The organism is Lacinutrix undariae, assembly GCF_052934785.1.
Genome location: NZ_CM128809.1, coordinates 2666122 through 2678288, shown reverse-complemented (window position 1 = coordinate 2678288; position 12167 = coordinate 2666122). Strand labels below are relative to the sequence as shown.

Below are 12167 nucleotides of genomic sequence, written 5' to 3'. Positions count from 1 at the left end.
ATCAAACTGTAACAAGTGAAAGTAGTTAACCTCTTTATAATAAACCAATCGATTTTTTTTTGACACTAACCAATCAAAATATAGAGCAGTTATTAGAACAATGTCTCCTAGGTAACCAGAACGCGCAAATGGAAATCTATAACAGATATTATAAAGCGATGTATAATACAGCATATCGGATTGTGAACAACAGTTTTGATGCCGAAGATATTATGCAAGATTCTTTTTTAACTGCTTTTACAAAATTAGATAGTCTTAAAATAACTGCCACTTTTGGTACTTGGCTAAAACGGATTGTAATTAATAATAGCATTTATCATTATAATAAAAAAAATAAACATAATGATGTATCGCTAGATAATATACTATACAAAATTGAAGACCAAAACACTAATGGCATTACTGAAGACGATCAATTTACAAACCTAAAAGCAAAGCAAATATTACAAACTATGGCATTGCTAAAAGATAATTATAAAATAAGCTTAACATTACACCTTATAGAAGGTTATGATTATGAAGAAATCTCTGAAATTATGAATATCTCTAACGCCAATTGTCGTACGATGATATCTCGAGCTAAAGATAGCTTAAGACGGAAATTAAACACCAGATCTAAAGTATAAAACAACAACAAATGAAAACTGATAATTTAAAAGAATTATTTAAAAATATAGACGATTCGTTTGATGTAGAAACACCAAATACGCATCACGAAGCTCGGTTTTTAAACAAACTAAAAAATAAAGACACTAAAGTTGTTGCAGATAAAAATCATAAAGCAAAAATTTGGAAACCCTTATTTGCTATTGCTGCATCAATTGTTTTATGTCTAGGATTATTTATAACATTACAACAAAATGATAGCGTAAAAGATTTGGCTAGTGTATCACCCGAATTATCGGTGACTCAAAATTTCTTTACCGCTGCAATTGCACAAGAATTAACCACATTAAATAATGAACGTACACCAAAAACTGCAATATTAATTGATGATGCTTTAAAACAACTTAACACATTAGAAAAAGAGTACGAAACCCTAAAAATTGATTTAACCGAAAGTGGGGATGATAAACGTGTGATACATGCCATGATTAGTAATTTTCAAAATAGAATTGACGTTTTAAACAATGTCTTACAAAACATAGAAGAAGTAAAAAACCTAAATACAAATACCAATGAAAAATCTATTATATAAAAGCCTCTTCATCCTCCTTTTATTACCTACTGTAGTAAATGCAAACACAAATTGGGCAGGAAAACATTCAAAATCTAAAACCATAAAAAAAGAGTTTAATGTTGCAAATGATGCATTATTAAGAATAAATAACAGCTTCGGTAACATAAATATTACCACCAACCAGAGTAACAAAACAACTATTGAGGTGGTTATAAAAACAAATGGTAATGATTTGGAAGAAGTTCAAGAAAAACTGAATGGCATTAGTGTTGAATTTAACGCAACTTCAAATTTAGTTGAAGCCAAAACAATATTCACTAAAAGCAAATCAAACTCTTGGTGGAGCTGGGGGAAAAACAATAATATTAATATGGAAGTTAACTATATTATAAGCATCCCTATTACAAACAGCGTAGATTTAAATAATGATTACGGTAGTATTACACTCGATAAATTAGAAGGAAAAGCAACTATAAATTGCGACTACGGAAAGATTACTACAAAAGAATTAATGGCAAAAAATAATGTAATTCGTTTTAATTACACCAATAATAGTTATTTTGAATATATTAATAGTGGTCAAATTTATGCTGATTATAGTGGTTATACAGTTGCTAAAGCTAAAGATTTAGATATTATTGCAGATTATACAAAATCAATAATTGAAATTGCCGAAAACGTAAACTATAAATGTGACTACGGATCTATAACAATTAACAATGTAAATAATGTAAATGGTAATGGTGATTACCTAACTACACGTTTTGGAAACGTTTATAAAAATGTAAAAATAGTAGCAGATTACGGCTCTATAAAAATAGAACGTATGACAGAAAATGCAGGTAATATCACTATAGATTCAGATTATGTTGGTACAACTATTGGGTACCATCCAGATTATAATTTTCAATTTGATATTGATCTAGAATATGCTTCATTAAGAGATACTAATAATTTTGTATTTACAAGAAACAATTCGGGTAGTACAGATAAATACTATCAAGGTTATTACGGAAATGCAAACGCTGTAAATAAGATAAAAATATCGTCTGATTATGGTAGCGTTTCTTTTAAGGAGCAGCATTAAACCAAACTTATTATAAACAAAAAAGCCACTCAAATTGAGTGGCTTTTTCTGTATTAAATATAATTAGTAAGTGATTGAAATATCTCCACTATATAAGTTTAAATCTCCACCATCTGCATTGGTTACAACACCATAAAAAGATCCGGTTAAAGTTCCCGTTTCGTTTACAGTAATTTCTGAAACAAAATTAAAAGGAGCATCAAGTTCTGAAGGATAAAAAGTAGATGTTAATGTCACTTCAAAAGTGTCATCAATAACACTAGCTCCAGTAACACCTTCTTCTACTTCAAAATAAATAGAATAAGAACTTATACTAGACTCTCCAGTTACTTGCAATGTTGTTCCTACAAGTTCAACAGTTACTTCATCAAATTCAATTGGCAACGTTCCTGCGGTAAGCGTAATTTCTACATCTACAACAACAGGTGTACATTCTCCTAAATCATCAACAATAGCTTGTAAACTTCCATCTGTGTCACCACATTCAGTAATTTGGTTTTGTAAAGCTGTTTTGTATGCGTTACATAATGTGGCATCAGATGTATCGTTATTATAAGCTGTAGCAGCTTCATCAGTTGTTGCTTGTAAATCACAATCAACACCAACATTACCATCTCCAATTCTTGCCCAAATTGACATTCCTGTTTTTGTTACTTGTACAGAAAAACCACTAAGTTCTTGAGTTTCGGTAGAGCTTTCAGTAAAAGTTAATGTTTCTCCATTATTTGTAATTTCAAACTGTGCTGTTTGATCTGCATCCAATTCAGGTTGTTCAATACCTTCATAAGTAAACTCATAAAAAGCACCATCTACCGTCATTGTGTTCCCACTTGTGGTATAGCTTCCTGATCCTGTAACATCTTCTAAAAGATAAGAATCAGTTATATTTGTTCCTGCAACTGTTAAATCAGTATTATACTCATAACTTCCTGCTGCACTAAAAGTAGATGCTTCAAAGATCATTATATAATCTGTAGTTGTACTTTCAATATCTACATTAGATTCAATTTCTGTTCCTGCAGCATTAGATAATGTATTAACTGTAGAAGTAAAACTAACCAACTCCCACTCTCCTACTAAACCTTCTGTACTTCCTGAAGGATTACCAGACACACCTGGATTAGTTATATCAAGTAAATCTTCATCTAAAGTCTCATTTTGACAATTAAATACAGTAAATGCTACGAATAAGCATAAAAGAAAGCTAATTTTTTTCATAATTGGGTTTATTGTTTTTACAAACATAGCGAAATTATTTTTATTATTTTGAATTGGTTTTAGGGACTCTATATAGTAAAATGATTCCTGCTAAAAAGAAGACAAACAAGAACACAATAGCATTTCGCATACTTCCTGTCACCTGATCTATGGTTGCGAAAATGACCATTCCAATAACAATTCCTATTTTTTCGGCAACATCATAAAAACTAAAATAGGATGTAGAATCTGTAGTTTCTGGTAAAAATTTAGAATATGTAGATCGTGCTAAAGCTTGCACACCCCCCATTACTAAACCTACAAATGCTGCAGTAACATAAAAATGGGCAGGTTCTGTTACAAAATATGCAGCAAAACAAAGTCCCATCCATATAAAGTTGACAACTATAAGTGTTTTTATATTTCCAAATTTAGCGGAAGCTCTTGAGGTTAATACTGCTCCTAAAATGGCTACAATTTGAATTAATAAAATACTAATAATTAACCCTACTGTTTTTTCATCTCCATCTGCCCAAGCAATTTCTTCTTCTCCAAAATACACTGCAACCAACATAATGGTTTGTACTGCCATACTGAATACAAAAAAGGCATATAAATAACGTTTTAATCGTAAATTTGCTTTCAGTTGTGTCCATACTAAGCGTAACTCTTTAAAACCATTAAACACAATTGCCCTAGTTACTTTTCGTCCTTTTGACACACCGTTTGGTAAAATATAAAATGTGTATTGACTAAATACAATCCACCAAATCCCTACAGTTACAAAAGCTACACGCATTGCTCTTATTGATGCTGCATCTTTAGCGCTTTCTAAGGCGGTATTTATTTCTAATTGAGATCCTGTATTTAATATAGATTCAGAAATACTAATATCAAAACCAAACCAATCTGGTTTCATAATCATTCCTAAATTAATAAGCAATAACAGTACACTTCCAAAATAACCTAAACTAAATCCTTTTGCACTAATACGATCTTGCTGCTCTTCAAAAGCAATATCTGGTAAATATGAATTGTAAAACACCAAACTTCCCCAATATCCAATAAGTCCCATAAAATAGAATAGTAAACTAAAATGAATTTTTCCGGGCTCAATACCAAACCAATATAACCCTATACAACCTAAACTTCCTACGTAACAAAAAAACTTCATAAAGCTTTTTTTGTTTCCTAAGTAATCGGCAATACCTGAGAGAATTGGCGATGTTAAGGCTACAATTAAAAACGTAAATGCGGTTATGAATGTAATAAGTGCAGTACTTTTAAATTCTACACCAAAAAGCGGAATTATTTTTTCGGCTTTATTAATAAAAAGTGCTGAGTAAAATAATGGAAAAATTGAAGAGGCAATAGTTAAGGTGTATACTGAATTTGCCCAATCATAAAATGCCCAAGCATTCAATAATTTTTTATCTCCTTTTTGAAGTGTTTTCATAGTGTATTAATAAAAAAAGCTGTTCTTAAATGAACAGCTTCTAAAGTAAACAAATATTTTAATATGTGTAATATCTTATTAGTTTGAAAATGAAGCAACTCCAAATTTAGCAGCTTCTTCTTTAGCTTTTGGCGCCCATTTAGTAAGATTTTCAATACGTGTATCGTTTGATGGATGTGTACTCATAAACTCTGGTTGTGATTGTTCACCACTATTAGCTTTCATACGTCTCCATAAATCGGCAGCTTCATCTGGATTATATCCTGCAACAGCCATTAAGGTTAAACCAATTTCATCGGCTTGAGTTTCGTGACTTCTACTAAAAGGTAACATTCCTGCAACATTAGAAGCAATTCCGTATGATTGATTAAAAATACCTAAAGTTTGTTCGTCTTTAATTGCTACATTTCCTACTACAGCTAAACCTTGTTGAATATACGCTGCACTTTGGCGTTGTTGCCCGTGATTTGCTAAGGCGTGTGCAACTTCATGTCCCATAATTGCTGCAACACCTGCTTCGCCATCGGCAATTGGTAAAATTCCTGTGTAAAACACAATTTTACCTCCTGGCATACACCAAGCATTTACTGTTGGGTCATCTACTAAATTATATTCCCATTTATAATCTTTTAAATAACCTTCATGACCGTTTGCATTTAACCAACGTTCTGCAGCAACTGCAATACGCTGACCTACACGTTTAATCATTTCGGCATCTTTAGTTCCAGTAACCACATTATTTTCTGTTAAAAACTGATCATACTGCGCAAAAGCAGATGGAAATAAGCTATCGTTTGATACAAAAGCCATTGTTTTATTTCCTGTAAATGGATTTGTAGCACAAGATAAAAACATGGCTACACTTCCAAAAGCGATGATACTACTTTTTAAATTCATTATAAAAGGGTTTTATTGAGGCATTCAGTTTTTTTGAACACTATAAAAAGGGTTAGCTACTTAGTATGACACAAGATTATGTTAATAGTCACAAAAAACCAACACTCTAATGTAATAATTTTCAAGACAAAGATGCATAATATTTTACATTTTGAACATTATTATATTAATTATGTAATGCTGATAGGCTTTTTTCGACTTAAATCAATATAAATTAATAGAAAGATCCTATGAAAAACCTACTATTTTTATTTGCACTAATGTTTATGTTTAGTTGCAATACAACAGCACAGAAAACTAAAGAAACTTCTAAAGTGGATTATAAGGTTACTAAAACTAAACAGCAATGGAAACAACAACTTACAGATAAACAATACCAAGTTTTAATTGAAAAAGGTACCGAGCGTCCTAATACTGGAAAATATAATTTACACTTTGAAAAAGGATTGTATGCTTGTGCAGCTTGTGGTGTACAATTATTTGAAAGTGGTGATAAATTTGAGTCTGATTGTGGATGGCCAAGTTTTGATGATGCCATAGAAGGTACTGTAAAATATAAAGAAGATCGCTCTTTAGGAATGTTACGTACCGAAATACTTTGTGCTAATTGTGGCGGACATCTTGGACATATATTTAATGACGGACCTACCGCTTCTGGGTTACGCTACTGTGTAAACTCAGAAAGTTTAAACTTTAGCGATAACAAAACTTCTGGAGATAAAAAAGAAGAAAAACATTAACCCCTATTACCCTTACCTTTAATAAGGAAAAGCATTATTTTATATTAAATAATGCTTTTTTTATCTTGAATTATTATTTTTTTTTGATTTTATAAAGCCTAAAGGGTGTAATAATTATGTTTATCTAACATCACAACCTATACATCTTACTTTGATAATTTTTAGGCTAAAGAAATGCTAGAAAATTCCCACCTACAATTACAATACGCATACAACTCAATCTAGGTATGTTCCTAAAATATTTTATTTCAAGATAAAGGCCGTTAAAGCAATAAATTTTTCATGCCTAAATTCATTTTTAAAAATAGGTTTCGTAAATTCGTAGCTTGATAAATAGACTAAACAAATTCTCATGAGTAAATACGATATAATTGTTCTTGGAAGTGGCCCTGGAGGTTACGTAACAGCTATTAGAGCTTCACAGCTTGGTTTTAAAACTGCTATTGTAGAAAAAGAAAACCTTGGTGGTGTATGTTTAAACTGGGGATGTATCCCTACTAAAGCCTTATTAAAATCTGCTCAAGTATTTGAATACTTGAAACATGCTGATGATTACGGACTTTCGGTAAAGGAATTTGATAAAGATTTTAATGCTGTTGTAAAACGTAGTCGTGGAGTTGCCGAAGGTATGAGCAAAGGTGTTCAGTTTCTTATGAAAAAGAACAAAATTGACGTTATTAATGGTTTCGGAACACTTAAAACTGGTAAAAAGGTTGAAGTTGACGGTAAAGAATATAGTGCTGATCATATTATTGTTGCTACAGGAGCACGTTCTCGCGAACTTCCTAACTTACCACAAGATGGTAAAAAAGTAATTGGATACAGAGAAGCAATGACATTACCTACACAACCTAAGAAAATGATTGTGGTTGGTTCTGGTGCAATTGGTGTTGAGTTTGCATACTTTTATAACTCAATGGGAACTGATGTAACTATTGTAGAATATTTACCAAATGTTGTGCCTGTTGAAGATATTGATGTCTCAAAACAACTGGAACGCTCTTTTAAGAAAAGCGGTATTAAAATAATGACTTCTGCCGAAGTAACTCATGTAGATACTTCTGGTGATGGCGTTAAAGCTACGGTAAAAACTAAAAAAGGAGAAGAAGTTCTTGAAGCTGATATTGTATTATCTGCTGTAGGAATTAAAACAAATATTGAAAATATAGGATTAGAAGCTGTAGGAATTGCTGTAGATAGAGATAAAATCTTGGTGAATGATTTTTACCAAACTAATATCCCAGGATATTACGCTATTGGTGATGTTACTCCAGGACAAGCTTTAGCTCACGTTGCGAGTGCAGAAGGTATTCTTTGTGTTGAAAAAATTGCAGGAATGCACGTTGAAGCTTTAGATTATGGAAACATCCCAGGATGTACTTACGCCTCTCCTGAAATTGCTTCAGTTGGTTTAACTGAACAACAAGCTAAAGATAAAGGTATTGAAATTAAAGTTGGAAAATTCCCTTTCTCAGCATCAGGAAAAGCAAGTGCTTCTGGAGCTAAAGATGGTTTTGTTAAAGTGATTTTTGATGCTAAATATGGTGAATGGTTAGGATGCCACATGATTGGTGCTGGTGTTACCGATATGATTGCAGAAGCTGTTTTAGGTAGAAAACTAGAAACTACAGGTCATGAAGTATTAAAAACAGTTCACCCTCACCCAACAATGAGTGAAGCGGTTATGGAAGCTGTTGCTGATGCTTATGATGAAGTAATTCACTTATAATAAGTTATACGTCTTAAAATAATAGGATATAAAAAAAGTCTCAGAGCGATCTGAGACTTTTTTATTTTATATACAAATACGTTTAGAACATTAACCCTAAACCAAATTGAAGCACTTCATTTTTACCATCAACATCTTCAAAAAGCGTATCTTCTTTAAATATATTGGTTAGTCCCATCGTGTAACGTGCACTTAAAAAGAAACCACTGTCAAATTTATATGATGTCCCAAAAGCAAGACTAGTCTCAAAATCTTTTACGTAAGAATCATCACTATTAATTTCTAAATCTCCACCATCAGAGTTTGGTTCTGCATCAAATTCTTCATGAACTTTAAATCCAAATTGCGGACCAGCTTCAACACTTAAGCCTTTTATTAAATATGCTTTTAATAATAATGGAACTTGAATATAATCTAATTGATACTCTATATTTTCATTAGTATCAAAAATATTGTCTTGGTTTCTTTCTAAAATATCAAAACCTTGTCCAGAATAAAATACCTCTGGTTGAAAAGAGAATCTTTCAGAAATTGGAATTTCAGCCACTAAACCAATATTAAAACTTGTTCTTGAATCTACATCATCAAAATCATCTCCACTTATAGTAGATAAATTAACGCCTGCTTTTGCTCCAAGCTCTACTGATTTGGAATCTGATTGTGCTTGACCTGATGTATAAGCTAATAATAATACTCCTGTTAATACAATTAATTTTTTCATGTTTTTAATTATTTTGATTTGAGTTATACAGACAAATCTAAATATCATAAATAGCTCAACAGCAAAGCTTAACATCACTTTAACAAGATAGTTATATGACCAGAAAAACAATCGTAAACATTTGATTTACATGTAAACGCTATTAATTAAATTATTGACGCTTTTGCAATAATTTATCAATTTAAGCCTGAATATAAAAATTAGCTATTAGCAGTAATTTCTTATAAAACCGACTTTACATTTAACATATTGTTGTAAAATTAAATTCTATAAAATTAAAATTGCCACTAAAAAAGGATATTGTTTCAATATTAATGCAGACAAAATTAACCTTATTTCATCTTATCATATTCATAATCTTAAAAACGTATTTATTGTTATTTTTAAGATACAGAAACTTCAGATAGAATTAAAAACACTTATAAGAAACTTTGGACAGCCAATTCGTAACTCTGTAAGCCAAAGCCTATAATCACCCCTTTTACGTGTGCAGAAATGTATGATTGATGTCTAAATCTCTCTCTTGCATACGTATTTGAAATATGAACTTCAATCGTGGGAGTTTGTATGGCTTTTACGGCATCACCAATACCAATTGATGTGTGCGTATATGCCGCAGCATTAAAAATAATACCATCGTAAGAAAAACCAACTTCGTGTAATTTATTAATAAGTTCACCTTCAATATTAGACTGAAAATAAGAGATTTCAACAGTTGTGTATTTTTCTTTTAAGGTTTCTAAAAACTCGGTAAAAGATAAACTGCCATAAATTTCAGGTTCGCGAGTTCCTAATAAGTTTAAGTTGGGTCCGTTAATAATAATCAGCTTTTTCATACAGTAAAGATATTAAAAAAAGACATAAAAAAACCAAAGCATTGCGCTTCGGTTTTTTTTATATAATCTTTTATTATTAGTTGAAAAAATATCCAACAGATAATTGAAATACATTATTTAGAGTACTATATCCATCAGGAGCATATTTAGATATATTTACTAAACCTAAATTATAACGAGCAGCAAAGTTTAAGCCGTTACCTAATTTATAACCAGCTCCAAAATTTAATCCAAAATCAATAGTATTAAAACCATCTTTAACATCTGCTCCATCTTCTGATTCAGTATAAGTTACTTCTCCATTAAAAGATTCTGTATAATCATAATCTCTTTTTGCCGAAACCAAGAAACCTATTTGAGGTCCAGCTTCAATACTAAGTCTTTCAATAATATAATATTTAGCCATTACAGGAACACTTATATAAGATAAATTGCTTTTAGACTCAAAAGTATTAACAGACCCAGAAACAGATTCAGAATATTCAGCACTAGTTCCTTGCATAGAAAATAACACTTCTGGTTGTAGAGAGAATTTTTCAGAAAGAGCTATTTCAGCAACTCCACCAATATGAAAAGCAGTTAATCTATCAACATCTTCTGCATCGCCTCCAAATTTAGCAAAATTAATACCTGCTTTAACACCAAAATTAACTTCTTGAGCATTAATATTTGATAAACCTAATACTGCAATTGCAACTGTAAATAATAATTTTTTCATGATTTAAAACTTTTAAGTTATTGTTTTTCAAATTGATGCTGTAAATTAAATATTTTTGCATGACTTATTCTTTATTTTTAGTTAAAAAATTAACAACTAAGTAAAACATTAAGCGTAATTACATAAAAAAACAAACACTTACAAATAGTGTTTAATCATTTATTTGCATAAAAAAACCGAAGCATTGCGCTTCGGTTTTTTTTATATAGTCTTCTATTATTAGTTGAAAGAATATCCAACAGATAATTGAATTACATTATTTTGAATGCTAAAATCATCTCCAGCATCTTTAGCAATATTTGCTAAACCTAAGTTATAACGAGCAGAAAAGTTAAAACCGTTGTCTAATTTATAACCAGCTCCTAAATTTAATCCAAAATCAACTGAGTTAAATGCATCTTTAATGTCTTCTGAATCAGAATCATATTTTGCTTTAGCATCAACTAAAAACCCAACTTGTGGACCTGCTTCAACACTAAATCCTTCAGCAACATAATATTTTGCCATTACAGGTACATTAATATAACTTAAGTTATATTTTAATGTTTCTCCTGATTCTTCAAACTTAGTCCCTTGTGAAGAAAACAATAGTTCTGGTTGTACAGAAAATTTTTCAGATATAGCTATTTCAGCAACACCTCCAACATGAAATCCTACTTTCATATCATTATCTTCAATATCTCCACCTAAGTTAGCAAAATTAACACCTGCTTTAGCTCCAAAAGTAACTTCCTGAGCGTTAACGTTTGACAAACCTAATACAGCAATAGCTGCAGTAAATAATAATTTTTTCATGATTTAATAAATTTTAGTTTTTTATTGATTAGTGCAAACTAAATACTTTTTTTTTATTATTGCATCTTTTTAGTTAAAAAAATTAACAATTAGACAATGACTCAAAATTAAAACCATATAAATCAATTACTTAAATATATTTGTTTTTTACAAATTAAACTGTTTTTAATATCAAAAAGCAATATAAAAGACATAAAAAACCGAAGCTAAAGTCAGTTACTGGTTTTGCTCCAGATACATCATACTTTGCAGAAGAGAAAGATAAGATGTTTTTTAATCCAAAAGATAAAGCGATTTTTTCAGTTACAAAATAGTTGATCCCTAAATCTAAACCAGCACCAATTGTGTTTTCATTAAGATCTAAAATTTTGTCGTTTGAAGTAGCATAACCTATTCCGAATTCTGAATAAGTTTTAAAACGCTTACCTAAATCTAATACATAGTAACGAGCAAATACTCCTGCTCCAAAAGTGTTAGTTTTAGAAAGATCTGTTCCTGAAACTTCTATTTTGTTAGAATCATAAGATAACATTGCTCCTACATCTAAATCATCATTTAAAAAACAACCAGCTTTTGGGCTAATTCCAAATCCGTTAGTTTTTTCATCTGTGTTTTTGTCATTTGTAGAATAAAATCCAACTGTACCTTCAATAAAGATATCACCTTCACCAAATCCAAAAGTTTTTGCTTCTTCTTGAGCGTTAACGTTTGATAAACCTAATACTGTAATTGCAGCTGTAAATGATAATTTTTTCATAACTAATGAATTTTGTTTTTTAAATTGATCGTGAAAACTAAATACTTTTTTATG

Annotated in this window: 13 protein-coding genes; 5 read left to right on the top strand and 8 right to left on the bottom strand. The window is 30.7% G+C overall.

Features of this window, described 5'->3' with window-relative positions; translation table 11 throughout:
• The first annotated feature begins 59 nt into the window (after positions 1 to 59).
• Genes ACU4C5_RS12015 through ACU4C5_RS12005 form a run of 3 tightly spaced genes read left to right on the top strand, consistent with a single transcriptional unit; the run spans position 60 to position 2267 of the window.
• Positions 60 to 626, top strand: coding sequence for an RNA polymerase sigma factor (locus ACU4C5_RS12015; RefSeq protein ID WP_446844452.1), 567 nt, complete (start codon positions 60 to 62; stop codon positions 624 to 626).
• Between the two features lie 11 nt (positions 627 to 637).
• The gene (locus tag ACU4C5_RS12010; protein ID WP_446844451.1) at positions 638 to 1198 is read left to right on the top strand and encodes a hypothetical protein; all 561 of its coding nucleotides are present in this window, start codon (positions 638 to 640) and stop codon (positions 1196 to 1198) included.
• A complete protein-coding gene (locus ACU4C5_RS12005; RefSeq protein WP_446844450.1) occupies positions 1179 to 2267 on the top strand; it encodes a hypothetical protein in 1089 nt (362 codons plus the stop codon). The genes ACU4C5_RS12010 and ACU4C5_RS12005 overlap by 20 nt, the downstream gene beginning before the upstream one ends.
• A 63-nt stretch (positions 2268 to 2330) precedes the next feature.
• Here the strand turns inward: ACU4C5_RS12005 and ACU4C5_RS12000 are convergent, their stop codons facing one another.
• The 3 genes from ACU4C5_RS12000 to ACU4C5_RS11990 all read right to left on the bottom strand — a co-directional run bounded on the left by ACU4C5_RS12000 (position 2331) and on the right by ACU4C5_RS11990 (position 5817).
• A complete protein-coding gene (locus ACU4C5_RS12000) occupies positions 2331 to 3485 on the bottom strand; it encodes a hypothetical protein (protein ID WP_446844449.1) in 1155 nt (384 codons plus the stop codon).
• A gap of 43 nt (positions 3486 to 3528) precedes the next feature.
• A complete protein-coding gene (locus ACU4C5_RS11995; RefSeq protein ID WP_446844448.1) occupies positions 3529 to 4920 on the bottom strand; it encodes an MFS transporter in 1392 nt (463 codons plus the stop codon).
• A gap of 78 nt (positions 4921 to 4998) precedes the next feature.
• Positions 4999 to 5817 (bottom strand): M48 family metallopeptidase, encoded by an 819-nt coding sequence (locus ACU4C5_RS11990; protein ID WP_446844447.1) that lies wholly within the window; start codon positions 5815 to 5817, stop codon positions 4999 to 5001.
• Positions 5818 to 6047: 230 nt separating this feature from the next.
• Here ACU4C5_RS11990 and msrB point away from each other — a divergent pair, with 230 nt between their 5' ends.
• Positions 6048 to 6557, top strand: a complete 510-nt coding sequence (msrB, locus tag ACU4C5_RS11985; RefSeq protein ID WP_446844446.1) for a peptide-methionine (R)-S-oxide reductase MsrB — start codon at positions 6048 to 6050, stop codon at positions 6555 to 6557.
• A gap of 352 nt (positions 6558 to 6909) precedes the next feature.
• The gene (gene lpdA, locus ACU4C5_RS11980) at positions 6910 to 8286 is read left to right on the top strand and encodes a dihydrolipoyl dehydrogenase (RefSeq protein WP_446844445.1); all 1377 of its coding nucleotides are present in this window, start codon (positions 6910 to 6912) and stop codon (positions 8284 to 8286) included.
• An 82-nt stretch (positions 8287 to 8368) separates the two neighbouring features.
• Here the strand turns inward: lpdA and ACU4C5_RS11975 are convergent, their stop codons facing one another.
• The 5 genes from ACU4C5_RS11975 to ACU4C5_RS11955 all read right to left on the bottom strand — a co-directional run bounded on the left by ACU4C5_RS11975 (position 8369) and on the right by ACU4C5_RS11955 (position 12113).
• Entirely contained in the window at positions 8369 to 9007 is a 639-nt protein-coding gene (locus ACU4C5_RS11975) for a porin family protein (protein ID WP_446844444.1), read from the bottom strand.
• A gap of 419 nt (positions 9008 to 9426) precedes the next feature.
• Positions 9427 to 9843 (bottom strand): type II 3-dehydroquinate dehydratase, encoded by a 417-nt coding sequence (gene aroQ / locus ACU4C5_RS11970; RefSeq protein WP_446844443.1) that lies wholly within the window; start codon positions 9841 to 9843, stop codon positions 9427 to 9429.
• A gap of 76 nt (positions 9844 to 9919) precedes the next feature.
• Entirely contained in the window at positions 9920 to 10561 is a 642-nt protein-coding gene (locus ACU4C5_RS11965) for a porin family protein (RefSeq protein ID WP_446844442.1), read from the bottom strand.
• A 219-nt stretch (positions 10562 to 10780) separates the two neighbouring features.
• Entirely contained in the window at positions 10781 to 11356 is a 576-nt protein-coding gene (locus tag ACU4C5_RS11960) for a porin family protein (protein WP_446844441.1), read from the bottom strand.
• A 154-nt stretch (positions 11357 to 11510) separates the two neighbouring features.
• The gene (locus tag ACU4C5_RS11955) at positions 11511 to 12113 is read right to left on the bottom strand and encodes an outer membrane beta-barrel protein (protein ID WP_446844440.1); all 603 of its coding nucleotides are present in this window, start codon (positions 12111 to 12113) and stop codon (positions 11511 to 11513) included.
• Positions 12114 to 12167 lie beyond the last annotated feature (54 nt).